Origin of the sequence: Phreatobacter sp. (genome assembly GCF_027532945.1) — a bacterium.
GTDB lineage: Bacteria > Pseudomonadota > Alphaproteobacteria > Rhizobiales > Phreatobacteraceae > Phreatobacter.
This window is the reverse complement of the sequence record NZ_JAPZTZ010000020.1, coordinates 56501-82329: the sequence shown is the minus strand read 5'-3', so window position 1 is coordinate 82329 and position 25829 is coordinate 56501. Positions and strand designations below refer to the sequence as shown.

27 protein-coding genes and 1 pseudogene are annotated in these 25829 nt (G+C 68.5%); 20 read left to right on the top strand and 8 right to left on the bottom strand.

Annotation, left to right across the window (positions count from 1 at the left end; translation table 11 throughout):
- Positions 1-5 precede the first annotated feature (5 nt).
- A complete protein-coding gene (locus O9344_RS15375; protein WP_298479148.1) occupies positions 6-659 on the top strand; it encodes a flagellar hook capping FlgD N-terminal domain-containing protein in 654 nt (217 codons plus the stop codon).
- Between the two features lie 180 nt (positions 660-839).
- Positions 840-1115 carry a DUF1153 domain-containing protein gene (locus O9344_RS15370; RefSeq protein ID WP_106749419.1) on the top strand — a complete coding sequence of 92 codons (276 nt, stop codon included), beginning with the start codon at positions 840-842 and terminating at the stop codon, positions 1113-1115.
- 79 nt (positions 1116-1194) lie between these two features.
- Here the strand turns inward: O9344_RS15370 and O9344_RS15365 are convergent.
- A pseudogene (locus O9344_RS15365) lies at positions 1195-1338 on the bottom strand (DUF992 domain-containing protein); the annotation flags it as partial.
- 203 nt (positions 1339-1541) lie between these two features.
- Here O9344_RS15365 and O9344_RS15360 point away from each other — a divergent pair.
- From O9344_RS15360 to O9344_RS15335, 6 genes are all read left to right on the top strand, one after another.
- On the top strand, positions 1542-1682 hold the full coding sequence (locus tag O9344_RS15360) for a hypothetical protein (protein WP_298479147.1): 141 nt from the start codon (positions 1542-1544) through the stop codon (positions 1680-1682).
- A 103-nt stretch (positions 1683-1785) separates the two neighbouring features.
- On the top strand, positions 1786-2523 hold the full coding sequence (gene aztA / locus O9344_RS15355; protein ID WP_298479146.1) for a zinc ABC transporter ATP-binding protein AztA: 738 nt from the start codon (positions 1786-1788) through the stop codon (positions 2521-2523).
- An 8-nt stretch (positions 2524-2531) separates the two neighbouring features.
- On the top strand, positions 2532-3398 hold the full coding sequence (locus O9344_RS15350) for a metal ABC transporter permease (protein WP_298479145.1): 867 nt from the start codon (positions 2532-2534) through the stop codon (positions 3396-3398).
- A gap of 21 nt (positions 3399-3419) precedes the next feature.
- Entirely contained in the window at positions 3420-4343 is a 924-nt protein-coding gene (locus O9344_RS15345) for a zinc ABC transporter substrate-binding protein (protein ID WP_298479144.1), read from the top strand.
- Between the two features lie 68 nt (positions 4344-4411).
- Positions 4412-5566 (top strand): GTP-binding protein, encoded by a 1155-nt coding sequence (locus O9344_RS15340; RefSeq protein WP_298479143.1) that lies wholly within the window; start codon positions 4412-4414, stop codon positions 5564-5566.
- Positions 5563-6300: a hypothetical protein gene (locus O9344_RS15335; protein ID WP_298479142.1), complete on the top strand. Its 738-nt coding sequence runs from the start codon at positions 5563-5565 to the stop codon at positions 6298-6300. The genes O9344_RS15340 and O9344_RS15335 overlap by 4 nt, the downstream gene beginning before the upstream one ends.
- Positions 6301-6360: 60 nt before the next feature.
- On the opposite strand, the gene O9344_RS15330 is transcribed toward O9344_RS15335, so the two are convergent.
- Positions 6361-7950, bottom strand: coding sequence for a glucan biosynthesis protein G (locus O9344_RS15330; protein ID WP_298479141.1), 1590 nt, complete (start codon positions 7948-7950; stop codon positions 6361-6363).
- 202 nt (positions 7951-8152) lie between these two features.
- On the opposite strand from O9344_RS15330, the gene O9344_RS15325 reads away from it, so the two are divergent.
- Genes O9344_RS15325 through O9344_RS15310 form a run of 4 tightly spaced genes read left to right on the top strand, consistent with a single transcriptional unit; the run spans position 8153 to position 11620 of the window.
- Positions 8153-8932 (top strand): SDR family NAD(P)-dependent oxidoreductase, encoded by a 780-nt coding sequence (locus tag O9344_RS15325; protein ID WP_298479140.1) that lies wholly within the window; start codon positions 8153-8155, stop codon positions 8930-8932.
- 26 nt (positions 8933-8958) lie between these two features.
- Complete coding sequence (locus tag O9344_RS15320) at positions 8959-9273, top strand: NIPSNAP family protein (RefSeq protein WP_298479138.1); 315 nt, start codon at positions 8959-8961, stop codon at positions 9271-9273.
- Positions 9274-9282: 9 nt separating this feature from the next.
- Positions 9283-10839, top strand: coding sequence for an acetolactate synthase large subunit (locus tag O9344_RS15315; protein WP_298479136.1), 1557 nt, complete (start codon positions 9283-9285; stop codon positions 10837-10839).
- Between the two features lie 34 nt (positions 10840-10873).
- Entirely contained in the window at positions 10874-11620 is a 747-nt protein-coding gene (locus O9344_RS15310; protein WP_298479134.1) for a hypothetical protein, read from the top strand.
- Between the two features lie 68 nt (positions 11621-11688).
- Here O9344_RS15310 and irrA read toward each other — a convergent pair whose 3' ends face one another.
- On the bottom strand, positions 11689-12210 hold the full coding sequence (irrA, locus tag O9344_RS15305; protein ID WP_298479132.1) for an iron response transcriptional regulator IrrA: 522 nt from the start codon (positions 12208-12210) through the stop codon (positions 11689-11691).
- A gap of 212 nt (positions 12211-12422) precedes the next feature.
- On the opposite strand from irrA, the gene fabA reads away from it, so the two are divergent.
- The 4 genes from fabA to O9344_RS15285 all read left to right on the top strand — a co-directional run bounded on the left by fabA (position 12423) and on the right by O9344_RS15285 (position 15643).
- A complete protein-coding gene (fabA, locus tag O9344_RS15300) occupies positions 12423-12932 on the top strand; it encodes a 3-hydroxyacyl-[acyl-carrier-protein] dehydratase FabA (protein WP_298479130.1) in 510 nt (169 codons plus the stop codon).
- 54 nt (positions 12933-12986) lie between these two features.
- Complete coding sequence (gene fabB, locus O9344_RS15295) at positions 12987-14213, top strand: beta-ketoacyl-ACP synthase I (protein WP_298479128.1); 1227 nt, start codon at positions 12987-12989, stop codon at positions 14211-14213.
- Positions 14214-14385: 172 nt separating this feature from the next.
- Positions 14386-15243 carry an enoyl-ACP reductase FabI gene (fabI, locus tag O9344_RS15290; RefSeq protein WP_298479126.1) on the top strand — a complete coding sequence of 286 codons (858 nt, stop codon included), beginning with the start codon at positions 14386-14388 and terminating at the stop codon, positions 15241-15243.
- Positions 15244-15382: 139 nt separating this feature from the next.
- Positions 15383-15643 (top strand): hypothetical protein, encoded by a 261-nt coding sequence (locus tag O9344_RS15285; protein WP_298479124.1) that lies wholly within the window; start codon positions 15383-15385, stop codon positions 15641-15643.
- Between the two features lie 96 nt (positions 15644-15739).
- Here O9344_RS15285 and O9344_RS15280 read toward each other — a convergent pair whose 3' ends face one another.
- From O9344_RS15280 to O9344_RS15265, 4 genes are read right to left on the bottom strand one after another with little or no spacing between them, the layout of a single operon-like run.
- Entirely contained in the window at positions 15740-16576 is an 837-nt protein-coding gene (locus O9344_RS15280) for an SAM-dependent methyltransferase (RefSeq protein WP_298479122.1), read from the bottom strand.
- A complete protein-coding gene (locus O9344_RS15275; RefSeq protein ID WP_298479121.1) occupies positions 16573-17661 on the bottom strand; it encodes a glycosyltransferase family 4 protein in 1089 nt (362 codons plus the stop codon). The genes O9344_RS15280 and O9344_RS15275 overlap by 4 nt, the downstream gene beginning before the upstream one ends.
- Positions 17662-17680: 19 nt before the next feature.
- The gene (locus O9344_RS15270; protein ID WP_298479119.1) at positions 17681-18091 is read right to left on the bottom strand and encodes a 6-carboxytetrahydropterin synthase; all 411 of its coding nucleotides are present in this window, start codon (positions 18089-18091) and stop codon (positions 17681-17683) included.
- A gap of 13 nt (positions 18092-18104) precedes the next feature.
- A complete protein-coding gene (locus O9344_RS15265; RefSeq protein ID WP_298479117.1) occupies positions 18105-19082 on the bottom strand; it encodes a zinc-binding alcohol dehydrogenase in 978 nt (325 codons plus the stop codon).
- 49 nt (positions 19083-19131) lie between these two features.
- Between O9344_RS15265 and mdoH the strand changes: the two genes are divergently transcribed.
- The 4 genes from mdoH to O9344_RS15245 all read left to right on the top strand — a co-directional run bounded on the left by mdoH (position 19132) and on the right by O9344_RS15245 (position 23650).
- Positions 19132-20928 carry a glucans biosynthesis glucosyltransferase MdoH gene (gene mdoH, locus O9344_RS15260; protein ID WP_298479115.1) on the top strand — a complete coding sequence of 599 codons (1797 nt, stop codon included), beginning with the start codon at positions 19132-19134 and terminating at the stop codon, positions 20926-20928.
- Positions 20925-21686: an FkbM family methyltransferase gene (locus O9344_RS15255; RefSeq protein WP_298479113.1), complete on the top strand. Its 762-nt coding sequence runs from the start codon at positions 20925-20927 to the stop codon at positions 21684-21686. The genes mdoH and O9344_RS15255 overlap by 4 nt, the downstream gene beginning before the upstream one ends.
- A gap of 4 nt (positions 21687-21690) precedes the next feature.
- The gene (locus tag O9344_RS15250) at positions 21691-22653 is read left to right on the top strand and encodes a hypothetical protein (RefSeq protein WP_298479112.1); all 963 of its coding nucleotides are present in this window, start codon (positions 21691-21693) and stop codon (positions 22651-22653) included.
- Positions 22654-22765: 112 nt separating this feature from the next.
- Complete coding sequence (locus tag O9344_RS15245; RefSeq protein ID WP_298479111.1) at positions 22766-23650, top strand: UTP--glucose-1-phosphate uridylyltransferase; 885 nt, start codon at positions 22766-22768, stop codon at positions 23648-23650.
- Between the two features lie 113 nt (positions 23651-23763).
- Here O9344_RS15245 and O9344_RS15240 read toward each other — a convergent pair whose 3' ends face one another.
- Positions 23764-25671: an outer membrane beta-barrel protein gene (locus tag O9344_RS15240; protein ID WP_298479110.1), complete on the bottom strand. Its 1908-nt coding sequence runs from the start codon at positions 25669-25671 to the stop codon at positions 23764-23766.
- Positions 25672-25829: the final 158 nt, after the last annotated feature.

Genomic DNA, 25829 nt, shown 5'->3' with positions numbered 1-25829 from the left:
GCGCCATGACCACCACCTCCTCGGTCGGCTCGTCTTCGGCCACCACCAGCACCGCCACCGCCCAGGCCCGGCTGTCGAACAATTTCGACACGTTCCTGCAGCTGCTCACCACGCAGCTGAAGAACCAGGACCCGACCCAGCCGATGGACGCCAACCAGTTCACCCAGCAGCTGGTGCAGTATTCCCAGGTCGAGCAGCAGCTGGCGACGAACTCGAAGCTGGACAACCTGATCGCCGCCATGACCGGCAACCAGACGACGACCTCGCTCGGCTATCTCGGCAAGACCGTCACCTACGATTCCAGCATGGTATCGCCGACATCGTCGGGGGCGTCCTGGACCTTCACGCCGACGCAGAGCGGCGACTACACGGTGCGCATCCGCGATGCGAGCGGCGTCGTGGTGCAGGAGAAGAAGGTGTCGCTGACGGCCAACCAGTCGAGCGAATATTCCTGGGACGGCAAGCGCTCCGACGGCAAGAGCATGGGGACCCAACCCTATACGCTGGAACTCTATCGCGGCACCGGCACCGCGACGACGCAGGTTCAGGTCACCCACAAGGGCCAGGTTACCGCCGTCGACATGACGTCCGGCACGCCGCGGCTCACTGTCGGGACCAACAATATCCCGCTCGCGCGCGTCCTCGGCATCGCCATGTGATCGACGGCGAGAGGCGGCGATGGCCGTTCACCTCGACCCCAGGGGCCGCTCACGGGCGGCCCTTGCCGTTCGGCCGATGGGTGATTCGGATTCCACTTTCGCATTTAGGCCAAATTTAACGTCCTGCCGGTAGTTTCTTCCCATGACGTGGTCAGTCGCGTGCGTTGTGTGAGAGTGAGTATGACCGAGCCCATGCGCCCCCGGGTGAAATATGTGATCGGACCGGACGGCAGTCCGCTGACGATCGCCGATCTTCCCCCGCCCGATACTCACCGCTGGGTCATCCGGCGTAAGGCCGAGGTGGTGGCCGCCGTCCGTGGTGGCCTGCTGAGCCTCGAAGAGGCCTGCAAGCGCTACACCCTGACCGTCGAGGAATTCCTCAACTGGCAGGCCTCGATCGACCGCCATGGTCTTGCCGGCCTGCGCACCACGCGCATCCAGCAATATCGCCAGTAAGCGATCGCTCCTTTTCCCGGACACATAGAAGCCGGCACCCTGCGGTGCCGGCTCTTTCGTCGTTGGGCGATGACGCGCGTCAGCGACGGAGCGCGGTGCGCTGCAGTGTCAGATTGCCGATGCCGAGTGCGAGGTTCGCGCCGGTCTGCGCCTGAACCGAGAGCGGTTGAAGGGCGACGGTGTCGCGCGATCCGCCGACCAGGACATTGGCGCCGAGGCCGACGGCGGGGGCCACGTCGCATGGCAGGACGCCGACCCGGGTGGTGCGCTGCTGCGCTGGCCGTGGCCCGTGTTGGACCGTCCGCTTCCGATACTATATAACGTTGAACTCACGATACGCGGGACCGCCCGACTTGGCCGCAGCATCTCACCTTCCCACGGCACCGGAACAGGACGCGGCAAAGGCCCCCGCGCCAGGACACGGCCATGCGCATGATCATGGCCATCACGATCATGACCATCACGATCATGGCCATCATCACGACCACGCGCATCATGGTCATGCCCATGGGGCGACGGCTGCGCCCGTGCGGATTGTCCAGCCCGCCGTCGAAGCAAGGCCGGTGATCTCGGCCCTGACCTTCTCCGTCGGTGCGCGCCTCGCCGTCGCGGTGGGGCTGTCGGCCGGGCTCTGGGCGCTTGTGGCCTGGGCCATGGCATGAGGTCGCCGATGTCCGCCATCCAGATCCGCAACCTCACCCTCGGCTACGACCGGCATCCGGCGGTCCACCATCTCGACGGCACGATCGAGCAGGGTGACATGCTCGCCGTGGTGGGACCGAACGGCGCCGGCAAGTCGACCTTGCTGAAAGGCCTCGCCGGCGCCATTCCGCCGCTTGGCGGCACGGTGGAACTGCCGCGGCTGGGGCGCCACGGCATCGCCTATCTGCCGCAGGCGGCGGAACTCGACCGCAGCTTCCCCATCACCGTGTTTGAACTGGTCGCCATGGGCCTGTGGCGTCGCACCGGGCTGTTTGGCGGCCTGTCGCGTCAGGACCGCGAGGCCGTTGGCGACGCCCTCGCCGCGGTCGGCCTCACCGGCTTCGAGCGGCGCACCATTGGCACGCTGTCCGGTGGGCAGATGCAGCGCATGCTCTTCGCCCGCCTGCTGGTGCAGGATGCCCGTGTCATCCTTCTCGACGAGCCCTTCACTGCCATCGATGCGCGCACCTGCGCCGACCTGCTCGACCTTGTCCGTCGCTGGAATGCCGAGAAGCGCACCGTTGTCGCGGTGCTCCACGACATGGAAACGGTGCGGCAGGCCTTCCCGCGCTCGCTTCTCCTCGCCCGGCGCGCCATCGCCTGGGGCGCCACCACCGAGGTGCTGACGCCCGAGAATATGCTGGCGGCCCGCCGGATGACGGAAGCCTTCGACGACCACGCCGACATCTGCACCGAAGCGGCCTGACAGGTCCCATGTACGACCTCCTCATCGGCCCCTTCGTCGAATTCGAGTTCATGCGCCGTGCGCTGGTCGGCGCGGTGGCGCTGTCGCTCGGCGGAGCCCCGGTCGGTGTCTTCCTGATGCTGCGGCGCATGTCGCTGATGGGCGACGCCATGGCCCACGCCATCCTGCCGGGTGCTGCGGCTGGCTATCTCCTCTTCGGCCTGGCCCTGGTGCCAATGACCCTCGGCGGCATTGCCGCCGGCTTCGCCGTGGCGCTCACCGCCGGCCTCGTCGCCCGCTTCACGGCGCTGAAGGAGGATGCCTCGCTCGCCGCCTTCTACCTGATGTCGCTGGCGCTCGGCGTCACCATCGTCTCGCTGCGCGGCTCCAATGTCGATCTCTTCCGGGTGCTGTTCGGCTCGGTCCTGGCGCTGGACGACCCGACGCTCATCCTCGTCGCGCTGATCACCACGGTGACGCTGCTCGCCCTCGCCCTGCTCTGGCGGCCGCTCGTGCTCGACTGCGTCGATCCGGGCTTCCTCCGATCCGTGTCGCGATCGGGCGCGCCGGCCCATCTCGTCTTCCTCGCGCTGGTCGTGCTCAACCTCGTTGCCGGCTTCCATGCCCTCGGCACGCTGCTGGCGGTGGGGCTGATGATGCTGCCCGCCATCGCCGCTCGGTTCTGGGCGCGCGACGTGACCAGCCTCGTCGCCATGGCGGTCGGGTTCGGCATCCTCTCGGGCTATGCAGGGCTAACGTTATCTTATAACATGTCCCTGCCGTCGGGCCCGTCGATCGTCCTCATGGCGGGGGTGATCTACCTGGTGTCGCTGGTCTTCGGCCCGCGGGGCGGCCTCGTGCCCACCTACTGGCCGGCCCGGCACCGCGCGGCCTGACCTCATCGGGGATATCACCGCATGATCACGCGTCGCAGCGCCGTCTCGGCCCTTCTCGCCACACCTTTCCTCGCCGGCCGCACCCTGGCGCAGGGCGCTCCCCTGCCGGTGGTTGCCACTTTCTCGATCCTGGCCGACCTCGTCCGCCAGGTCGGTGGTGACCGCGTAACGGTCACCAGCCTCGTCGGGCCCGATGGCGATGCCCATTCCTATTCGCCGACGCCGGCCGATGCCCGGGCGCTTGCGGCGGCGCGGGTTGTTTTTGCCAACGGACTTGGCTTCGAGGGCTGGATGACCCGCCTTGTGCGCTCCTCCGGCAGCCGCGCACCGCTGGTCACGGCGAGTGCCGGCGTCACGCCGCTCAAGGCCGAAGGTGGCCACAGCCACGGTCACAGCCATGGCCATTCGCATGGCGCGAACGACCCCCACGCCTGGCAGGACGTCGCCAATGCGAAGCTCTACGTGAAGGCGATCGCCGATAGCCTCTCGGCCGCCGATGCCGCCAATGCCAATGCCTATGCCGCACGCGCCCAGGCCTACACCGCAGAACTTGATGTGCTCGACAAGGAGATCCGCGCGCGCATCGGCGCGGTGCCGCGCGACCAGCGCCGCATCCTGACCACCCACGATGCCTTCGCCTATTTCGCCCGGGCCTACGACCTCGATTTCCTCGCCCTGCGCGGCGTCTCCTCCGAGGCCGAGCCCTCGCCGCGCGAGATCGGCGCGGTCATCCGCCAGATCCGGGACCGCAAGGTGCGCGCGCTGTTCATGGAGAACATCTCCGACCCGCGCGCCATGCAGCGGATCGCGGCGGAAACCGGGGCGCGGATCGGCGGCAAGCTCTATTCCGATGCCCTGTCCCCGGCCGATGGCCCCGCCGCCACCTATGCCGCGATGATGCGGCACAATGCCGGTCAGATCGCTGGTGCCCTTGTGCAGGGCTGAGAGCCCATTCCGGAGCGGCGCGACCTCGCCTATATGAAGCCCAGTCCCTTCCGGCCGATGGAACGATCATGACCGACGCCTCGCCCACGACCAGCCAGCTGCAGAAAATCCCGGTCACCGTGCTGACCGGCTATCTCGGCGCCGGCAAGACGACGCTGCTCAACCGCATCCTCAGCGAGAACCACGGCAAGCGCTTCGCCGTCATCGTCAACGAGTTCGGCGAGATCGGCATCGACAACGACCTCGTCGTCGGCGTCGACGAGGAAGTCTTCGAGATGAACAACGGCTGCATCTGCTGCACCGTGCGCGGCGATCTCATCCGCATCATCGAGGGGTTGATGCGGCGCAAGGGCAAGTTCGACGCGATCATCGTCGAAACCACCGGCCTTGCCGACCCGGCGCCGGTGGCGCAGACCTTCTTCGTCGACGAGGAAGTCGGCGCCAAGTCGTTCCTCGACGCAGTGGTGACGGTGGCCGATTCCAAGTGGCTGCTGGACCGCCTCAAGGATGCGCCGGAGGCGAAGAACCAGATCGCCTTCGCCGACGTGATCCTGCTGAACAAGACCGACCTCGTCACCCCTGCGCAGTTGCGAGAGGTGGAGGCCCGCATCCGCGCCATCAACCCCTATGCCGTGCTGCACCGGACGCAGAAATGTGCCGTTCCGCTGGACGCCGTGCTGGCGCGCGGCGCCTTCGACCTCGAGCGCATTCTCGAGATCGAGCCGGCCTTCCTCGACCGCGGGGACGGCCACCACCACGGGCATGATCACGGCCATGATCATCATCACGATCACGGCCATCATCACGATCACGGTCATGACCATCACCACGGGCATGACCACGACCATCATCACCATGATCACGACCATGCCTGCGGCCCGGACTGCGATCATCCGAGCCATGGCGGCCTTAAGCACTATCACGACGAGCACATGCAGTCGGTGTCGCTGCGGACCGACACGCCGCTCGACCCCGACAAGTTCTTCCCCTGGATCCAGGACCTCACCCAGGTCGAGGGCCCGAAGATCCTGCGCTGCAAGGGCATCGTCGCCTTCAAGGACGATCCCGAGCGCTTCGTCTTCCAGGGCGTCCACATGATCCTCGACGGCGACCACCAGCGTGCCTGGAAAGAGGACGAGAAGCGGGAGAGCCGCCTCGTCTTCATCGGTCGTGACCTGCCGATCGACAAGATCCGCAAGGGCTTCGAGGGCGTGACGGCGTGAGCGACGGGGCGATCAGGCGCCTGAGATTCGCCTCCGGCCTCGTCCTCTTCGCCTATATCCTCAGCCACCTCATCAACCACAGCCTCGGCATCATCTCGCTGGATCATGCCGAGGCGGGGCTACGCCTCGCCGTGAGGGTCTGGCACAGCCTGCCGGGGACCGTGGTGCTTTACGGCGCTGCGGCGGTTCACTTCATGCTGGCGCTGCGCACGCTCGCGCTTCGCCGCCACTGGCGCCTGCCGCTGATCGAGGTGGTGCGCCTCGCCTCCGGGCTTTCGTTGCCCCTGCTGCTGATCGGCCATGTCATGGCGACGCGCATGACGCAGGTCCTCTTCGACATCCCGCAATCCTATGGCCGCACCGTCGCCAATCTGGCCGCCGCAGGCGCCGAAGGCTGGCAGCTCGCGCTCCTCGCCCCCGGCTGGGTGCACGGCTGCCTCGGCCTGTGGATCACGCTGCGGCGTCAGGCCTGGGCACGCCGCTTCCGGCACGGGCTCGTGGCGGCCGTCATCGCCTTGCCGGCCCTGGCGGCCTTTGGTTTCCATCGTATGGTGGCCGAGGCAACCGCGTTGATGCCAGCTGGCATGCCGACCAGCCCCGACCAGCGCGTCGTACTCGCCGCCTGGCAGAGCACCATGGTCCGCGGCTATATCGTGCTGATCCTCGTCGCGATCATCGGCGGGCAGATCTACCAGCGCTTCGTGGCGCCGCCGGAGCGACCGGGCGCGTCCTGAATCGTCAGGCGTCCCGCCGGGACATGCTGGTCAGGGGCCGGTTTCCCCCGCGTCCGCGCCTCACTCCACCTTCCAGGGGAAAGTCCAGGTCTCGGTGAGGGCGCGGTTGCCGGTGCGCAGGAAGGCCCGCAGGTCGGCGGTCTGGCCGGCATCGCTCACCACGTCGATGCCGGCGCGGAAGCCGCGGCTCTGCGGGTTCGGGATCAGGAACGTCCGGGTGATGCGGGCATTCGTGGCAGAGGGCACGACCTGCACCGAGTCTGGATGGTTCAGGTGATATTCGAGATCGCCACCGACGAAATCGACGATGAAGCGGGTGGCATTGGCCGGCGCCTGCTCGCCGGAGCCGAGGGCGATCGGCTTGGTGCGGAACGTGTTCAGCGCGAAGCCGCCCGGATGCAGCCGGCTCTCCGTCATGGTCGAGACGACGCGATAGGCGAAGGTGAGCGTCTGGCCCTGGTCGACGGCGCGATTGGGGACCCAATAGGCGACGATGTTGTCGTTGGTCTCGTCCGTGGTCGGGATCTCCACCAGCTCCACCCGGCCATCGGTGAAACCCTCGCGCGGCTCCACCCAGTAGCTCGGGCGCAGCTCGTAGTTGAGGTCGAGGTCCTGGTAGTGCTCGAAAATGCGGTCGCGCTGCATCAGGCCGAAGCCGCGCACCTGGCGGTCGGCAAATTGCGAGACCTCGACCTGGCGCGGGTTGCGCAGCGGGCGCCACAGCCATTCGCCGGTGTCCGAATGGATCAGAAGGCCGTCGGAATCATGCAGCTCGGGGCGGTAGTCGTCGAAGAAGCGACGATCATTCTCGGCGTAGAAGAACATCGACGTGAGAGGCGCCACGCCGAGCTTCGGGATCGCGCGACGCGGGAAGAGGGTGCAGTGGATGTCGAGCACCGTCTCCTGCGCGGGGAAGACCGTGAAGCGGAAGGCGCCGGTGAGGCTCTCGCCGTCGAGCAGCGCGTAGATCTGGCAGGACTGCGCCTCGGCCGAGGGCGTCTCGACCCAGAATTCGCGGAAGACAGGGAATTCCTCCTGGCCGGGGCCGGCGGTGTTGATGGCGATGCCGCGCGCCGACAGGCCATATTTCTGACCGCGCCCGAGGAAGCGGAAATAGCTCGCGCCGAGGAAGGAAATCAGCTCGTCGTGCACCCGCGGGTCGTTCAGCGGATGGTGGATGCGGAAGCCGGCAAAGCCGAGATCGACGGGCAGCGGGCGCTCGAAGCGATTGCGGCCATAGTCGAAGAGAGCGGCGGCATAGGGGATGGGCGTCGCGATGCCGTCGCGGATGATATTCACCACCACCGGCGTGCGGTAGATGAAGCCGAGGTGGAACATCTGCATCCGGAACGGGCCGCCACCCTGCTGCAGCAGCGAGCGGTCGGGCCGGAAGCGCAGGTCGCGGTACTGGTCGAAGTTCATGCCCGTAAGGGTGGCCGGCAGGTCGTTGCGCAGCGCCTCGTAGGGCAGGGCGGCCAGATCGCGCGCGCGGCGGACGACATCGTCATAGACGAAGCGGGACTGCGGCTGCGGCGAGGCGGGGGGCGGCTGGGCGCCGGGCTGCTGCGCCTGGGCGAGGGCGGGCCAGGACAGGCCGGCTGCGGCGATAAGCTTCAGGGCGTCGCGGCGGGCGAAGGACGGCAGTCGCATGAGGCCTCGGATACCTGGTACGCGCTGCCACCGGCAGCCCCGGCGACATGCGACCTTCCGGCGCGCGCCGTCAAGGGGCCGTGACGGTCCGCCGCGCCGCAGCGTGCGGACGCAGGTCGCGCATCGCTGTCCTCCGCCCGGCTGGGTTGCGGCGCCCGGAGCGCCTTGCCAGTGTGCCGGCGGCACAGAAGGAGAAGCGCGGATGGCGCCGAAGAACATCCTGGACATGACGGGCCGCGTGGCGCTGGTGACCGGAGCAGGGACCGGTCTTGGCGCGAGGTTCTGCATGGCGCTGGCCGAACAGGGCGCGGCGGTCGCCGCCGTGGCGCGGCGGGCGGAGAAGGTTGAGGCCGTGGCGGAGGCTATCGTCAAGGCTGGCGGCCGGGCCATCGCCGTCTCCGGCGACGTCACCGACAGCGCCTCGATCAGACAAGCCTTCGATGCGGCGGAACATGCCTTCGGCACGGTGGACGCGGTCGTCGCCAATGCCGGCATTGCCGTGCCCGGACGGGCCGTCGAGATTTCCGACGAGGACTGGCGCAAGACCATGGCGACCAACCTCGACGGCGTCTTCTACACGGCGCGCGAGGCGGCTCAGCGTCTCCTGAAGGCCGGCAAGCCCGGTTCCATCGTCAACATCGCCTCGATCCTTGGCTATGGCGTCGGCAAGGGCAACGCCTCCTATGCCGTCTCCAAGGCCGCCGTCATCCAGATGACGCAGGCGCTGGCGATCGAGTGGTCCTTCAAGAACATCCGGGTGAATGCCATCGCCCCCGGCTATGTCGTAACCGACATCAACCGCGACTACCTCACCAGCGGCAAGGGCGCGGAGATGACGCGGGAGATCCCCGTCGGCCGCTTCGGCCGCGAGGAGGACCTCGACGGTGCTTTGCTGCTGCTCCTGTCGAATGCGGGCGCCTTCATGACCGGCACGACCGTGACGGTCGACGGCGGACAGCGCATCGGCCTGCGCGGCTCCTGATCTCCATCCCCAACCGGACGAACGCCATGATCATCGATGAACGCACCTATACGTGCCACCCCGGCAAGGTGAAGTCCTTCCTGGAGGTCTATGAGCGCCTCGCCAAGCCGATCCAGTGGCCGATCCTCGGCGACCCCATCGGCTTCTTCGTCAGCGATATCGGAACGCTGAACCAGGTCGTGCACATGTGGCGCTACGACAGCATGGCCGACCGCGAGCAGCGCCGTGCGAAGCTTGCCACCGCAGCCGGCTGGGGCGCCTATCTCGACGCGGCGACGCCGTTCCTGGTGACAATGGAAAACCGCATCCTGGTTCCCACCGCCTTCTCCCCGATGAAGTGACCTGACATCATGACCAAGCCCATGAACGGGGCCGAGAGCCTCGTGCGGACCCTCGTTGCCGGCGACGTGACGGTGGCCTTCACCAATCCCGGCACGTCGGAGATGCATTTCGTCGCCGCCCTCGACCGGGTCGACGGGATGCGCTGCGTGCTGTGCCTGCATGAGACGGTCACCACCGGCGCCGCAGACGGCTATTACCGCATGACCGGCAAGCCGGCCTCGACCCTGCTGCATCTTGGCCCCGGCCTCGGCAATGCGCTCGCGAACCTCCACAACCTCAAGCGTGCCCGCTCCGGCGTCGTGAACATTGTCGGCGAGCACGCGACCTATCACCGGGAGTTCGATGCGCCGCTCACCTCGGACATCGAGGGCATTGCCGGCACCATGTCCCACTGGGTGAAGACCTCGACCTCCGCCAAGGAGGTCGCCGCCGATGGCGCCGAGGCGATCCGCGTGGCGATGGACCCGCCGGGCAAGATCGCAACCCTGATCCTTCCCGCCGACACGGCCTGGACCGATGGCACCGGTCCGGCCGCCATCGCCGCTCCGGCAGTCCCCGCGAAGGTCGCGGAGGATGCGGTGGAAGCCGCCGCCCGCGCCATCGAGGCCGGCGGCCGGCCGCTCATCGTCATGGGCACCCGCGCCGTGCGCGAGGCGCCGATGCTCCATGCCGCGAAGATCGTCGCCAAGACCGGCGCGCAGATCCGCGCCGAGGGCTCCAACGGCCGCATCGAGCGCGGCGTCGGCCGCATGGCGCTGGAGCGCGTGCCCTATCCGGTGGACGTGGCGCTCGCCGCCACCAAGGGCGTGACGCATCTCATTCTCGTCGGCGCCAAGGCGCCGGTCGCCTTCTTCGCCTATCCCGGCAAGCCCTCCATCCTCTATCCGCCAGAGGCCGAGGTCGTGACGCTGGCGCACTTCCACGAGGATGCCGAGGACGCGCTCGCCCGCCTCGCCGAGCGCCTCGGCGCGGACAAGGCCGTGCCGGTGCTCAACCAGCCGAAGCGGCCTGACCTGCCGAAGGGCGCACTCACGCAGGATTCGGTGGCTGCCGTCATCGGCCATCTCCTCCCGGAGAACGCCATCGTCACCGACGAATCGGTCACCACGGGGCGCAACTTCTTCAAGGACACCCATGGCGCTGCGCCGCATGACTGGCTGTCGCTGACCGGCGGCGCCATCGGCGAGGGCCTGCCGCTCGCCGTCGGCGCGGCTGTCGCCTGCCCCGACCGCAAGGTGGTGGCGCTACAGGCCGATGGCTCTGGCATGTATTCGTTGCAGGCGCTGTGGACCATGGCGCGCGAGAAGCTCGACGTGACCGTCTGCATCTGGGCGAATCGCGCCTATGCGATCCTCAAGGGCGAGCTCGCCAATGTCGGCGCGGAGAACCCGGGCCGGAAGGCGCATGACATGCTCTCGCTTGGTGATCCCGACCTCGACTGGGTGAAACTCGCCGCCGGCATGGGCGTCGAGGGCACGCGGGTCGAGACGGCGGAGGCCTTCGCCGACGCCTTCGCCGCCGCCAACCGCCGCAAGGGGCCCTTCCTCATCGAGGTGCTGCTCTGAGCCGTCCGTCCCTCGCAAGGCCGGTTGCCGACGCGTGACGGGAGCCTCCGCCACGCCCGGTTTCGCGCGTCGCTTCCTCTCGCTGATGGGGGAGGCGGGCTGGCGCACGGTTCTGCACGTGCTGCCCTATGCGGTCGCCTGCGGGGTGATCACCGAGGGGACACTGAGCCTTCGGCTGACGCTGCCGTGGAAGCTGCCGATGGTGGCGCTGGTCCTCGCCAGCCTCTTCATCGCCGTGCTGCTCGCGGCCCATGTCGCGAGCCTGCGGCTCGCCGTGCGGGCCGGGCGGGAGCCCGCGCCGATCCGCCATCTCTTCCGCAGGGCCTGGCGCATCGGCGTCGAGAGCGCCACGATCGGGCTGGTCGGCGCCATCGCCGCGCTCGCGCTGGTCGGCGTGCTCGACCTCGTCATCGCCGCGGCCCCGCCCGCGGAGGGTGCGGTCTGGCCGCAGGCGGCCCTGCGCGCCATCGCCACGCTGTCGGGTCTGGCGGCGCTGCTGGTGATGCTCGCGGGGGGAACGGCCCTGGCGGGTTCGACGTTCGGTGCCGTCGTTGGCCTCGCGGATGCGGGTCGCCGCCTGTTCACGCTGTCCGAGCGGACAACCGCCGTGATCTGCACGGCCATCCTCGCTGCGACGGTCCTCGCCATCCTGGCGACCCGGCTGAGCATCACGATCGATGCGGGTCCGCCGATCATCGCCGCGGCACTCGCCAAGGCCGTCGGCTTCCTCGCCATGATCGTGCCGCTCGGGGCGGGGGCGGCGCTTCTCGCCGAGGAGTGAGCAGACATGAAAAAGGGCCGGCGCTTCAGCGACGACCCTTCGATGATTCCCTCAGATCGGGAGAAGCGTCAGGCCTGGCCTTCCTTGCGGCGCAGGCGGACGACGACGTCGACACGGGCCACTTCGTAGCCCTCCGGCGCTGCGGGGAGCTTGTCCACGCCGATATGCGGGCCGGGAATGTCGAAGACGGTGGTCTCGCCCTCGACGATGAAATGGTGGTGATCCGACAGGTTGGTGTCGAAATAGGCCTTCGAGCCGTCAACCGCGATCTCGCGCAGCAGGCCAGCCTCGGTGAACTGGTGCAGCGTGTTGTAGACGGTGGCGAGCGACACGGGCACGCGGGCCTTGGTGGCCTCGTCGTAGAGCATCTCGGCGGTGACGTGCCGGTCGCCCTTGGCGAAGAGGATCCAGCCGAGCGCCATGCGCTGGCGCGTCGGGCGCAGGCCCACCTCGCGCAGCATGGTGCGCACGTCGTGGATCGGGCAGCCGGTCTTCTGCAGCAGTGTCACGCGCTCCTGCGCCGAGAGCTTGGCGCCCTCGGTTTGCGGCGCATCCTGATAGGTCACGTCGATGAGCGTGCGGATCGTCATGGTCCTCTTTTATGATCGCCGCGGCGACTTTGCAAGGCGTTCGCAACCCGTACGGAACCGGCCTGCAACCATGGGGCGGTGTTTCCCGCCGGAAACTCCCGGTGACGGATACACATCAACGGCCTTTTGCCCCTCCCGTACCCCTGTGTTAGACAGCACCCCCACCCCGGCCGCCATGCGCGGCCCCCAGAGGAATGCGGACAGTCCAAGCGATGAGCGAGCGCAAGTCGAGTTTCACCTATGAAGAGCTTCTGGCCTGCGGGCGTGGCGAGCTCTTCGGGCCCGGAAATGCGCAGCTCCCCCTTCCGCCCATGCTGATGTTCGACCGCATCACCTCGATCGGCGAGGATGGCGGCGCCAACAACAAGGGCCACGTGGTCGCCGAATTCGACATCAAGCCCGACCTCTGGTTCTTCCCCTGCCATTTCCAGGGCGACCCGGTCATGCCGGGCTGCCTTGGCCTCGATGCCCTCTGGCAGCTCACCGGCTTCCATCTCGGCTGGCTCGGCCTGCCGGGCCGCGGCCGGGCGCTGGGCGTCGGCGAGGTGAAATTTTCCGAGCAGGTGCTGCCGACGACCAAGAAGGTCGTCTATGGCGTCGATTTCAAGCGCATCTTCAAGTCCAAGCTGGTCCTCGGCATTGCCGACGGCTGGCTGGAAGCGGACGGAAAGCGCATCTACGAGGTCAAGGACATGCGGGTCGGCCTTTTCACCGCCGCCTGACGTCCCCACCTAGGTCCGTGGGCCCCTGAGGCCCCGCAACATCAAGAGGCCCTCATGCGCCGCGTCGTCGTCACCGGAATGGGCATCGTCTCCTCCATCGGCAACAACACCAACGAGGTGCTCGCCTCGCTGCGGGAGGCCAAGAGCGGAATCGCGATTGATCCGTCGTTCATCGAGCACGGCTTCCGATCGCAGATTTCCGGCGCGCCCACCCTCGATCCGACCACCATGCTCGATCGCCGCGCCATGCGTTTCCACGGCGGCGGCACTGCCTGGAACCATGTCGCGATGGATCAGGCGATCCTCGATGCGGGCCTGGAGGCCGGCGAGATCTCCAACGAGCGCACCGGCATCATCATGGGCTCGGGTGGCCCGTCCACCCGCGCGCTGATCGATGCCTATGAAAAGGCCAAGGAGAGCGGCAATTCCAAGCGCGTCGGCCCCTTCGCCGTGCCGAAGGGGATGTCGTCCACCGCTTCGGCGACGCTCGCCACCTGGTTCAAGATCAAGGGCGTCAACTATTCGATCTCCTCGGCCTGCGCGACGTCGAATCACTGCATCGGCAACGCCTACGAGATGATCCAGTGGGGCAAGCAGGACATCGTCTTCGCCGGCGGTTGCGAGGAGCTGGACTGGACCCTCTCGGTTCTCTTCGACGCCATGGGCGCCATGTCCACCAAGTACAATGACCGGCCGTCCACCGCCTCGCGCGCCTATGACGCCAACCGCGACGGCTTCGTCATCGCCGGCGGCGCCGGCGTGGTGGTGCTGGAGGAGTATGAGCACGCCAAGGCGCGCGGCGCGAAGATCTATGCCGAGATCGCCGGCTATGGCGCGACCTCCGACGGTTACGACATGGTCGCCCCCTCGGGCGAGGGCGCGGTGCGCTGCATGCGCATGGCGCTGCAGGGCGTGGGTCCGAAGGTCGACTATATCAATCCGCACGGCACCTCGACGCCGGTGGGCGATATCAAGGAGATCGAGGCCATCCGCGAGGTCTTCGGCGGCGCCGACAAGAGCCCGCCAATCTCCGCCACCAAGTCGCTGACCGGCCATTCGCTTGGCGCGACGGGCGTGCAGGAGGCGATCTATTCGCTGCTGATGATGAACAACGGCTTCATCTGCGAGAGCGCCCATATCGAGGAGCTCGATCCGGAGGTCGCCGACATGCCGATCGTCCGCAAGCGAATCGACAATGCCAAGCTCGGCGTGGTCGTGTCGAATTCCTTCGGTTTCGGCGGCACCAACGCCACGATCGTGCTGAAGAACGTCGACGCTTGAGGACGGCCTCGCCGTCATACAAGCTGTCACCGGACGGTCGCAGTGGCGTGGCACAGGGGATAGATCGTCCCCTGACTCGTGAACGCCCATGTGGACTGACCGGTTTGCGCATCCCCGCCTTAGGGTCGTCGGTCGCGGCCCGGAGGCTGACCCCGAATCCAGGAGCTCGCGCGTGAGCGGATTGATGAAGGGCCGTCGCGGCCTGATCATGGGAGTGGCGAACGACCATTCCATCGCCTGGGGCATTGCCCGCACGCTGGCCGCCCACGGCGCCGAACTCGCCTTCACCTATCAGGGCGATGCGCTGGGCAAGCGCGTGAAGCCGCTTGCCGACAGCATCGGCTCGACGCTGGTCCTGCCCTGCGACGTCGAGGACGTGGCGACGTTGGATGCCACCTTCGCCCGCATCGGCGAGACCTGGGGCGGGCTCGACTTCGTCGTCCATGCCATCGGCTTCTCCGACAAGAGCGAGCTGAAGGGCCGCTATGCCGACACGACCCGCGATAACTTCTCGCGGACCATGGTCATTTCCTGCTTCTCCTTCACGGAAGTCGCCAAGCGGGCCGTGCCGCTGATGCAGCCGGGCGGCACACTCCTGACGCTGACCTATGGCGGCTCGACCCGCGTCATGCCGAATTACAACGTCATGGGCGTCGCCAAGGCGGGGCTCGAGGCCTCGGTGCGCTACCTCGCCGCCGATTTCGGCCCGCTCGGCATCCGCGTCAACGCGCTGTCGCCCGGTCCGGTGCGCACGCTGGCCGGCGCCGGCATTTCCGACGCGCGGCTGATGTTCAACTTCCAGAAGCGCCATGCGCCGCTGCGCCGGACCGTGTCGCTCGACGATATCGGCGGCTCGGCGCTCTACCTGCTGTCGGATCTGTCGGGCGGCGTCACCGGCGAGGTCCACCACGTCGATTCCGGCTACAACATCATCTCCATGCCCCGTCCTGACGCGCTGAAGACGCTGGATGCGGCGGAGCAGGCGGTGGAGGACGCGGCCGGTCGCCGCGCCGGCGAGGCCGCCGAGTAAGGCCCCTCCACCAGTCCGTGAGACATTGCGAGCCCGCCTGCGAAAAAAAATCGCAGCGGGCTCGAACCTTTTTCGCGGTCAACGAGACCCATGGATATCAGGGGCACTTGAGCCCCTCAGATCCAAAAGGGGAACCGCCATGAACCGCTTCAAGACCTTCGCTCTCGCCGCCGCCGCCGTCGCCACCCTGTCGGTCGGCATCTCATCCCAGGCCGAGGCCGGCCCCTGGCATCGCCGCCACCTCGCCTGGGGTGTCGGCGCCCTCGCCACGGGCGTGATCGTCGGCGGCGCCATCGCCGCAGCCAACTCCCGGGCCTACGCTTCCGAGTGCTACCTGACCCGCCGCTGGGTCGACACCCCCTACGGCATGGAGCGCCGCACGGTCCGCGTCTGCGAGTGATCGCAGCCAGCGAAACGCCGACAGCGCCCCGACCTCCAATCCCGCGATGTCTGCGGAAGCCCCGGCCATGCACCGGGGCTTTTCGCCGTTCAGAGCTCAGCGCGGCAGGGCGAGAAGATCCTCGTGGCCGACATGGCAGGTGACGCCGGCCTGCCGCGCGGCGAGCCAGGCGGCGATGTCGGCTTGCGGCACGCGGCCGGTCTCGCTGACAGCGCCGGCAAAGCCGGTGACGAGCTCGCGCGCAAGGTCGCTGAAGGTTTCGTCTAGCCGCCAGGGGCTCGGCGCCCGCTCCACCGCATAGCCCTTGGCCGAGAAGGCCTCGGCCATGGCGGCGGTGGCGCGCGGGCCGGCGGCCGGGCCGAAACCCTTGTCGGTGCCCTGATGGGCATGGAAGGCGGCAAGCATCGCGGTGTCGGCGGGATGCGTCGGGTCCCAGCGCTCGGTGCCGTCATAGGTCAGCACCGTGTAGAGCGGCAGCGCCCGCGCCGCGAGAACCGCGACGAAGCGGGCGATCCAGGCCTCGGAGACGAGGTCGAAAAGGGCGGCGGCGGTGACGAGGTCGGTATCGGCGGGGAAGACGGCGTCGAGGTCGCCGTTGAGGTCGGCCTGGTGGAAGGAGACGGTGAGGATCTTCGCGCCCTTGGTGAGGACGAGGGCGGTGCCCGCCTCCTCGGCGCGGTCGGCCCAGGCGGCGAGGCGCTGGCGCGCGGCGGCGAGCAGCACCGGATCGTAGTCGACGAGGCGCCAGGACTGCCGGTCGGGCAGGGCGCGCCAGGTGCCGCGCAGGTTCGAGCCGGCGCCGCAGCCGAGATCGACCACGCTCACCTGGTCGCGGTCACCGAACTGGGTGGCGAGCCGCGACAGGAGATGGGCGGAGCGGGCGGCATGGTCGGCCGGTTCGCGCAGGGCCAGCCAGTCGGGTGAGAAGCTCATCGCGGGGGCCCCGGGTGCTGGGAATGGGAGTGGGTGCCCGTCGCGAGTTCCGCGACGACGGTGGCGACGATGCGGGCGGTGTCGTCCCAGCCCGGCAGGGTGCGGCCGGCCTCGAAGGAGCGGGCGGCGAGGTCGGCGCGCATGCGCGGGCTCTGGATGAGGCGCGACAGGGCGGCCGACAGGGCCAGCGCATCGTCAGGCGGCACCTTCACCGCCGCGCCGTCCGGCACGGTCTCGGCCGCCGCACCGCCGGTGGTGGTGATGATGGGCAGGCCGCGGGCCATGGCCTCGGCCAGCACCATGCCATAGCCCTCGTAGCGCGAGGGCATGACGAAGAGGTCGGCCTGTGCGTAGAGGGCGTCGATCTCCGCATCGGAGATGGCGCCGGTGAGAGTGACGCGCGCCTCGAGGCCGTGGTGGCGGATCGCCTCGCGCAGCGCGGCATGGACCTCCGGGGCGCGGTCGGTCGCCCCGGCGATGATGAGCCGCCAGGCCTCGCCCTGGAGCCGCGCCAGCGCCGCGACCAGGACGTCATAGCCCTTGCGGGCGGAGATGGCGCCGACGGTGAGGATGGTCGGCTCCGGCCGCCCGGAGCCGGTCGCGCGCGGCGCCGGGGCGGTACCGGGCTCGGCGACGGTGATACGGTCCGCCGGGACCGCATAATCCTCGGTGAGGATGCGGCCGGTGATCCGGCTCGTCACGACGATGCGGCGGGCATGGACGAGGGCGGCGGCCTCGCTCGCCTTCAGCCGCGCGGCCGTGTCGGCGGCAAGGCCGCTCTCCAGCGCCAGCGGATGATGGACGAGCGCGACGATGGGGCTCTTCACCGACAGGCAGATGCTCTCCGGCAGGGCTCCATAGGCGAGACCATCAACGAGGACGACACGGTCGGCGGGCTGCGAGACCAGAAGCCCTGCCGTGCGCAGCAGATCATCCTGCGGGGGAAACGGGAACGAGCCCGGCAGGGGGAGATGGTCGAACTCGACGCCATGGGCGCTGGCGCGCGCCAGCACCTCGCGGTCATAGCGATAGCCCCCCGTCGGGGTGGCGAGGTCACCGGGAATGGCGAAGGTCGCGGTGATCATCGACGCCCGGACCGCTGGGTCAGGCCGCCGCCGGCAGCGGCGCCTCGTAGGTGGCGCGGGCGAGATCATGCTCGTGCAGCGTCACGCGGATCTTGGCGAGGCCATTGGCATCGGCGCCGAGCGCGCCGGAACGGGCCGCGTCTGCCATGCGGTCGAAGACATATTTGCAGAGGAACTCGGTGGTGGTGAGCTTGCCGGCGAATTCCGGCAGCGTGTCGAGGTCCTGGTAGGCGAGGCGCTTCAGCGTCTTCCCGAGCACGTCGAGGGCCGCGCCGATATCCACCACGACGTTCTGGGCGGTCAGCGTCTCGCGGAAGAAGGCGACGTCGATGACGAAGCTCGCGCCGTGCTTGCCCTGGGCCGGCCCGAAGAAGGGATCGGGCAGGGAATGGGCGATCATGATGCGGTCGCGGACTTCGACGGAATACATGGGACCTCTCGGATCAGTAGGTGACGGCGGTCATGAGACCATGCGCGCCGGGCTCGAGGATACGGGGCAGGGCGGCGGGGAGATCGTCGAAGGCGACCTCGGCGGTGATGAGCTGGTCAAGGCGGTCGTCGGCGAGGAGCTCGAGCGCCTTGGCGAGACGTCTCGCATACGACCAGCGGGCGCGCCTGGATGTGGCGACCATGCCGACCTGCGAGGAGATGAGCTTCAGGCGCTTGGAGTGAAAGCCGGCGCCGAGCGGCACGGCCGGGTCCTGGTCGCCGAACCACGAGAGCTCGACGACGGTCGCCTCGTCGCCGCAGCAGGCGAGGGCGCAGGCAAGGCCGCCCGAGGTCGCCGAGGCATGGAAGGCGACGTCGCAGTCGGCGGGCCCGTCCAGCGGCTTCGAGAACTTCACGCCGAACAGCTTGGCGAAATCGCGCCGCGACGGCTCGGGATCGACCAGAGTCACCTCCGTGCCGGGGATCTCCGAGACGATGGCGGTGACGAGAAGGCCGAGGACGCCGCCGCCGACCACGACGATGCGGTCGCCCGGGCCGGCGCCGGAATCCCAGACGGCGTTGAGCGCCGTTTCCATGTTGGCGGCGAGGATGGCGCGGCGGGCCGGCACGCCCTCCGGCACCGGGATGACCGAGACCTTGTCGGTCGGGGCGATGAAGCGCGTCTGGTGGGGGCCAAGGGTGAAGACGGTGCGGCCGACCAGGGCCTCCGGCCCGGCCTCGACGACGCCGACGGCGCAGTAGCCGTATTTGACGGGGAACGGGAACTCGCCCTCCTGCAGCGGGCAGCGCATCCGCTCGCGCTCGGGTGCGGCAACAAGTCCGTTGAAGACGAGCCTTTCCGTGCCGCGGCTGACACCGCTATAGAGCATGCGGATCTCGGCGTCGGCCGGACGGCGTTCATCCAGCGTTGTCTCGCGCAGGTCTACGGTGCGGCGCGAGGCGTACCAGAGGGCTCGGGCGGTCGCCGCCATGTCGCATTCTCCCGCATCGCCGCCCGGACCGGGCGACGGAGGCTCATCGATGAACGATCTATCGCCGTTTCCGGCCGCGACCGGTGAGAGCCGGCCGCCCGAGGGCTCTACGACGCCGGCGGGTATCCAGTCCACGGCAGAATTGCGCCGCCGCCGGCTGATCGTCCTCGGTCTGAACGTCGCGACGTGGTTCGTCCTGAACGCGGCGGCCTGGTCGATCCTCGGCTCCGGCGGCTGGACGATTGTCGACATCGTCCTCGCGCTCGCCTTCGCCATCGCCACCCCCTGGACCGTCCTCGGCTTCTGGAACGCGCTGATCGGCCTTTGGCTTCTCCATGGCGACAAGGATGCGATGGAGGAGGTTGCCCCCTTCGCTGGGGCTGGCGACCTGCCGACGCCGCTCGGCATCCGCACCGCCGTATTCATGACGCTGCGCAACGAGGACCCGGAGCGGGCCATCGCGCGGCTCAAGATCGTCAAGGCGAGCATCGATGCCACCGGCGAGGGTTCGCAGTTCGACTATTTCATCCTCTCCGACACCAACCGCGACGATATCGGCGAGCGCGAGGCGGTGGCCGCCGCCGCCTTCGCCGCGGAGGCTGGCGAGGGGCGGGTGGTCTATCGCCGCCGCACCGTCAATACCGGCTTCAAGGCCGGCAATGTCCGCGACTTCCTCGACCGTTGGGGTGCCCGCTACGAGCTGATGCTGCCGCTCGATGCCGACAGCCTCATGTCGGGCGCCACCATCGTGAAGCATGTCCGGATGATGCAGGCCTATCCGCGGCTCGGCATCCTGCAGAGCCTCGTCGTCGGCATGCCCTCGTCCTCGGCCTTCGCCCGCATCTTCCAGTTCGGCATGCGCCAGGGCATGCGCTCCTACACGATGGGCCAGGCCTGGTGGGTCGGCGATTGCGGGCCGTTCTGGGGCCACAACGCCCTCGTGCGCATCCGCCCGTTCATGGAGCAGTGCCACCTGCCGATGCTGTCGGGCGAGCCGCCGCTTGGCGGCCACATCCTCTCGCATGACCAGGTCGAGGCGACCTTCATGCGCCGCGCCGGCTATGAGGTGCGCGTGCTGCCCGTCGAGGAGGGCTCCTGGGAGGAGAACCCGCCGACCATCCTCGAATTCTCGCGCCGCGACGTGCGCTGGTGCCAGGGCAACATGCAATATGTGAAGCTTCTGGACGAGAAGGGGCTGAAGCCCATCAGCCGCTTCCAGCTGGTCTGGGCCATCCTGATGTTCGTTGGCGTCCCGGCCTGGACGCTGATGATCACGCTCTCGCCCTTCCTCGCCTGGCACGGGCCGAGCAGCGCCGCCTTCCCGACGACCTTCGCCGCTGTCGTCTATGTGCTGTTCTTCGCCATGTACCTGATGCCGAAGATCGCCGGCTTCGCCGATATCCTGATGACCGAGGACGGAACGGAACGCTATGGCGGGCGCGGCCGTTTCATTGCCGCCGCCGCCACCGAGCTGGTCTTCTCCTTCCTGCTCGGCGCGCTCACCTCGTTCCGCATCACGGTGTTCATGATCGGCCTCGCCTTCGGCAAGTCGGTGACCTGGGGCGGCCAGCAGCGCGACGCCATGGCGCTGTCCTGGCGCGAGGCCTGGGACGCGTTCTGGCCGCAGATGGCCTTCGGCTGGGTGATCTTCGGTCTTCTCTGGATGGCTTCGCCCACGGCTGCGCTCTGGTCGCTGCCGCTCACCGCCGGCTTCCTCATCGCCGTGCCCTTCGCGGTGCTCACCGCCTCGCCGGCCCTCGGCCGGCTCTTCGTCTCGACGCGCTTCTGCGGCATTCCGGAGGAGTTCGAAACGCCTGACGAAATCGCCAAGGCGCGCGCAGCATGAGTGACCTCGACCAGCGCATTGCCGAGATGGTGGCGGTCGCCCGCTCCGTCGTCACCTATCACGGCGACCCCGCAAAGCGGGCCGCCATGGACGCGCTCTACGGCCGGTTCATCCGGCCGGGGGGCCTTGCCTTCGACATCGGCAGCCATGTCGGCGACCGGGTCGCAAGCTTCCGCCGCCTCGGCGCGCGGGTGGTGGCGCTGGAGCCCCAGCCGGGGCCTGCGGGCGTCATCGCGCGGCTCTTCGCGGACGATGCTGCGGTCACGCTCCGGCAGGCTGCCTGCGGCGCCACGGCCGGCGAGATCACGCTGAAGGTCAACACCGCCAATCCCACCGTCACCACCGCTTCGGCAGCCTTCGTCGCCTCGGCGGCGGGGGCCGGCGGCTGGGAGGGCCAGGTCTGGGACCGCGAGATCACCGTGCCCTGCCTCACCCTCGACGGGCTGATCGCCGACCATGGCGTGCCGGACTTCGTGAAGATCGATGTCGAGGGCTTCGAGGCCGATGTGCTGGCGGGGCTGTCGCGGCCCATCCCGGCGCTGTCCTTCGAGTTCACCACGATCCAGCGCGACGTGGCCTTTGCCTGCCTCGACCGCCTCGCGGCGCTTGGCCCCTATCGCTTCGACGTGGCGCTCGGCGAGAGCCAGCAGATGACCTTCGGCTCTGCCGTCGACAGGGACGCCATGGCCGCCCATATCGCCGACTTGCCGCACGAGGCCAATTCCGGCGACGTCTATGCGGTTCTCGCCAAGGGTTGATCCTATGCGTCTCGTCCTCGCCGCTGCCGCGCTTCTCCTCGCCACCGCCGCCCGGGCGGCGAGCCTCGACGGGCTGCCGGTGGAGATCACCAATGCCTCCGAGCCGGTGCTCTGCGCCGAGAAGGACAATGTCACGCTGAACCTCGCCAGCGGCGCGGTTCGCGCCTTCCGCATCGAGGCCGCCCATCCCGCCTATATCGGCTCGCTGGCCGTCGACCGCTTCGCGCCGGACTGGACCGCCTGCCCGATGAAGGAGGAGGCGCTGGCCCAGCCCATGCCGCAGCGCATCACCCTCTACGAGACGGTGGAGTGGCAGGTCATCGGCTATCGCGAGCAGCGCTTCTGGCGCAATGCCGACACGACCGTCAGGGTCGGCGACCGGGTGGAGAAGGACATCCACCTGCTGCAGATCTGGTACCGGTTCCGCGACCGTGCCGAGGAGGTCCTCGTCCTCTATCCGACCGATGGCTATTGGCGCGCCAGGCCGCTGCCGCCCTCGAACCTGCGCTGGACGGCCTATGGCTCGTCGTTCCTCATCGGCCCGGTCGTGGTGGAGGGCCGGCCCATCGTGAAGATCCGCGACGTCACCTTTGATCCCGCGACCAAGACCTTCACGCTGACCTATCCCGACGGCAATGTCGCGACGGTGCAGCTCTCGACGCTGAACCAGGAGCTGCTCGGCCTCGATGTCACCTTTGCCCGGCCGATCAGTGGCGGGCCTTTCGCGGCGCTGCGCTCGATGTACATCACCGAGTTCAACGCCGATGTCGCCCGCATCGCAGTGCGTGAGAAAGATGCGCCGGGCTGGCGCGAGGAGCCGATCATGGGGTTCCGCCGGGCGAATGCCACCGACCTCTGGGCGGGCCGGCTCTCGGCCTCGCGCCACAACACCTCCGCGCCCGACATGGTGTTCAACGCCTTCCGGGCCGAGCCGCCGAAGGCCTCGGAGCCGCGGATCGAGCGTTGACGCAGCGTACTTCGGGAGGCGGCATCCACGGGAACGCCGCCGCTCACCGGGTGTTCAGGTTTGTCGGACTAGATTACCCGTCCTTCTTGATCCTTCCTCAAGGTTTGACTTCATGCACCGTCGCATCCGCAAGGCCGTGTTCCCGGTCGCCGGTCTCGGCACGCGTTTCCTGCCCGCCACCAAGGCCATTCCGAAGGAGATGCTGACGGTCGTGGACCGGCCGGTGATCCAGCATGTCGTCGATGAGGCGCGCGAGGCGGGCATCGAGCATTTCGTTTTCGTCACCGGTCGCAACAAACAGGTGATCGAGGATCATTTCGACAAGGCTTTCGAACTCGATACGACGCTCGCCGGGCGCAACAAGACGGCGCAACTCGAGGAGCTCAAGCGCGATCTGCCGGCTGCCGGCGCCACCTCCTTCACCCGCCAGCAGGAGCCGCTCGGCCTTGGCCACGCCGTCTGGTGCGCCCGCGACATCGTCGGCGATGAGCCTTTCGCGCTGCTTCTGCCGGATATGCTCCACCTCGCCAAGTCTGGCTCGAAGGGCTGCATCGCCGCGATGATCGAGGCCTACAACGCCACCGGCGGCAATTATGTCGCCGGCTACGAGGTGCCGGACAGCGAAACCCACCAGTACGGCATCATCGGCAAGGGCAAGGCGGCCGCTGCCGGCGCCTATGAGATCGCCGCCATGGTGGAGAAGCCGCCGAAGGGCACCGCGCCCTCCAATGTCGCCATTTCCGGCCGCTACATCCTCCAGCCCGAGATCTTCAAGATCCTCGAGACGCAGGAGCGCGGCGCCGGCGGCGAGATCCAGCTGACCGATGGCATGCTGAAGCTGAAGGACCGCCAGCCCTTCTTTGGCTTCACCTTCGATGGCGAGATTCACGACACCGGCACCAAGCTCGGCTTCCTCACAGCTAATCTCGCCTATGCGCTGCGCCGCGACGACCTGTCTGGCCCGCTCAAAGCCGAGATCGCCCGTCTCAAGGTCTGACCCGGCGCTCTAGAGCGGTTTCCGATCTGACTGCATCAGATCGGCCGCTCTATCTCGTTGTTTTATCGCATCATCTCATCCATCAACCGGTGCCCACTTGATGGGATGATGCTCTAGCGCTGGAGCCTCAGGCCGAGCAGGAAGACGTTGGCGGAATAGCTGGCATCGGCGGTGTTCGACTGCAGGGTCTCGCGGCGGATCTCGCCGCGGATCTGCAGGGCACGCGAGGCCCGGTAGACGAGGCCGAGGGAGGCCACGGTGCGCTGGTCGACGCGGCTCGTGCCGCGATAGGTGTCGTGGCCATAGGCAAAGCGTGCCGTGCCCACCAGCCAGCGGCGGAAGGCATGTTCCAGTTCCACCGACGCGTCGCGCTTCTCGATGCCGGAGGCGCCCGTCGTGAAGCTCTCGTCGATGGTCGACCGCGCTGTGAAACGCACCGTGGTGAGCGCCGTCGCCGCCCAGACGAGCGAGGCATCGAGCACCGGTACGGCGACGTCGCCGAAGGTCGGGTCGAGATTGTCACGCCGGAGATAGCCGGCCGAGATTTCGCCGGTTAGCAGCCGCGTCAGCTCGAAGGTGGTTCCGATGCGGAAGGTCATGGTGGACGACCCCTGCAGCGTGCCGCCGCTCGACAGGCGCTGGTCGAAACGCCGCTGCTCCAGCGCCGCCTCGACGAAGGGGCGCAGGCCGGGCGTCAGCTCGTAGGAGGTCCTCAGGCGGCCACCGATGGCGTTGTAGTCGCGCCCGCTCTGGGTGAGCACGGTTCCGGCATTGGTGATGGCGTCATCGTAGATGAAGCGGTCGAAGGTGCCGCGCAGCGTCACCTGCACGCGGCCGATGTCCTGCACCAGGCCGGCACTGCCGCCGACCTGATGGATCAGCGGCAGGTTGCGCAGGCCGGTGGGCGAGGAGGGCAGGTTCGACGAGCCCGGTGAATTGGTGTTGAGCGTGTAGCGGCCCTCCGTCTCCACCCGCGTGTCGCGTGTCACGTCCAGGCGGCCGGTGACGACGGCATTGACCTCCGGCCGGTTGACGCCGGGATCGGAGAAATAGGCGGAGTAAGTGCCGCGCAGCCGCGCCGTCACCTCATGCCGCGACCAGTCGGAGCGGGCCTGCAATTCGCCGTAGGACTGGGTGAACAGCGAGCCGGGGCTTCCAGCCGTCAGGCGCCGCGGGTTGGAATCATAGCCGAGCGTGGCATCTGCTGTCGGCGTGACGATGAACGAGCCGACGCGGATGCCGGTGGGCGCGAAGGGGTCGGCCTCGGCCGACGACCGCCGGTCGAAGGAGATCACCTCGCCGGTGCGCGGGTCGATGACGACGTTGCGGCCGAGCGGGTTGGCATTGGGCAGGACGCGGCCGGAGGGCTGCTGCACACGGTCGGAGACGATTGGCACGTCGACGGGGCGGCGCGGCTGCAACGGCGGCGCGACGCCGCGCCGGCCGGAGGACAGGGCCAGCGAATCCTGTCGCGACGGGCTGAGCGTGCTGGCGGCGCTGGCGCCGGTGGTCGGGGCCGGCAAGGTCCTCAGGCCGAGGTTGCGGGCATTGGCGGCAGGCTCCGGCGGTCGGCGCGGCAGGCGTCCGGTGCGGGGATTGGCGACGGGAGCGGGGCGCGAGGTCGGACGGGGCGCGGGTCGGGTCACCGGCGCGGGGCCTGCGACACCTGCCTCGGCGGCGAGCGGTGAGGGGCGTGCCGGCCGGATCGCCCAGGGCGCGCGGCGGGCGTCGCCACGGGCGCGCTCCCGTTGCGCTGCGACGGTGCGCGACTCGCCGGGAGCGGGCGGCGGCGCGTCGGTCCTGAGGCCGGCGGCCTCGGCATCGGTGCGCGGGACCGCGCCCGCATCAGCTTCGGGAGGCTCCACGGGTGCGAGTCCCTGCCAGCCCGTCTCACCTGCCGTGTCGCTGCCGCCGGGCGGCTGAGTCGTCCGCAGGCGCTGGGCATGCGCGCTCACGCCCGTCCAGCCAAGGACGAGCGCCATCAGGCTGGCACCCCAGATGAGACGGGCGGTTCGACCCAAGACGCGCGTATCCCCCGCAATTTCATCAACCAGAGGTAAAGAACCATGGTTAACGAGGCGTTGACGGGCCCTGCGCCTGCGGAGGTCGCCTCTCCGGTCTCACCGTGCTAAGCACCGCCACCACCGTGCTTCCAGCGCGACCCAAGGCCGGCCGATGC

Bases quoted from the DNA above. Each gene is read 5' to 3' on its own strand.
- O9344_RS15325 (WP_298479140.1), top strand. From the start codon at position 8,153: ATGGCGCCGAAGAACATCCTGGACATGACGGGCCGCGTGGCGCTGGTG.
- O9344_RS15275 (WP_298479121.1), bottom strand. From the start codon at position 17,661: ATGATCACCGCGACCTTCGCCATTCCCGGTGACCTCGCCACCCCGACG.
- fabA (WP_298479130.1), top strand. From the start codon at position 12,423: ATGAGCGAGCGCAAGTCGAGTTTCACCTATGAAGAGCTTCTGGCCTGC.
- O9344_RS15245 (WP_298479111.1), top strand. From the start codon at position 22,766: ATGCACCGTCGCATCCGCAAGGCCGTGTTCCCGGTCGCCGGTCTCGGC.
- mdoH (WP_298479115.1), top strand. From the start codon at position 19,132: ATGAACGATCTATCGCCGTTTCCGGCCGCGACCGGTGAGAGCCGGCCG.
- O9344_RS15255 (WP_298479113.1), top strand. From the start codon at position 20,925: ATGAGTGACCTCGACCAGCGCATTGCCGAGATGGTGGCGGTCGCCCGC.
- O9344_RS15350 (WP_298479145.1), top strand. From the start codon at position 2,532: ATGTACGACCTCCTCATCGGCCCCTTCGTCGAATTCGAGTTCATGCGC.
- O9344_RS15280 (WP_298479122.1), bottom strand. From the start codon at position 16,576: ATGAGCTTCTCACCCGACTGGCTGGCCCTGCGCGAACCGGCCGACCAT.
- O9344_RS15370 (WP_106749419.1), top strand. From the start codon at position 840: ATGACCGAGCCCATGCGCCCCCGGGTGAAATATGTGATCGGACCGGAC.
- O9344_RS15270 (WP_298479119.1), bottom strand. From the start codon at position 18,091: ATGTATTCCGTCGAAGTCCGCGACCGCATCATGATCGCCCATTCCCTG.
- O9344_RS15320 (WP_298479138.1), top strand. From the start codon at position 8,959: ATGATCATCGATGAACGCACCTATACGTGCCACCCCGGCAAGGTGAAG.
- O9344_RS15345 (WP_298479144.1), top strand. From the start codon at position 3,420: ATGATCACGCGTCGCAGCGCCGTCTCGGCCCTTCTCGCCACACCTTTC.
- O9344_RS15340 (WP_298479143.1), top strand. From the start codon at position 4,412: ATGACCGACGCCTCGCCCACGACCAGCCAGCTGCAGAAAATCCCGGTC.
- O9344_RS15250 (WP_298479112.1), top strand. From the start codon at position 21,691: ATGCGTCTCGTCCTCGCCGCTGCCGCGCTTCTCCTCGCCACCGCCGCC.
- O9344_RS15285 (WP_298479124.1), top strand. From the start codon at position 15,383: ATGAACCGCTTCAAGACCTTCGCTCTCGCCGCCGCCGCCGTCGCCACC.
- O9344_RS15330 (WP_298479141.1), bottom strand. From the start codon at position 7,950: ATGCGACTGCCGTCCTTCGCCCGCCGCGACGCCCTGAAGCTTATCGCC.
- O9344_RS15360 (WP_298479147.1), top strand. From the start codon at position 1,542: ATGCGCATGATCATGGCCATCACGATCATGACCATCACGATCATGGCC.
- O9344_RS15375 (WP_298479148.1), top strand. From the start codon at position 6: ATGACCACCACCTCCTCGGTCGGCTCGTCTTCGGCCACCACCAGCACC.
- O9344_RS15315 (WP_298479136.1), top strand. From the start codon at position 9,283: ATGACCAAGCCCATGAACGGGGCCGAGAGCCTCGTGCGGACCCTCGTT.
- fabB (WP_298479128.1), top strand. From the start codon at position 12,987: ATGCGCCGCGTCGTCGTCACCGGAATGGGCATCGTCTCCTCCATCGGC.
- irrA (WP_298479132.1), bottom strand. From the start codon at position 12,210: ATGACGATCCGCACGCTCATCGACGTGACCTATCAGGATGCGCCGCAA.
- O9344_RS15265 (WP_298479117.1), bottom strand. From the start codon at position 19,082: ATGGCGGCGACCGCCCGAGCCCTCTGGTACGCCTCGCGCCGCACCGTA.
- aztA (WP_298479146.1), top strand. From the start codon at position 1,786: ATGTCCGCCATCCAGATCCGCAACCTCACCCTCGGCTACGACCGGCAT.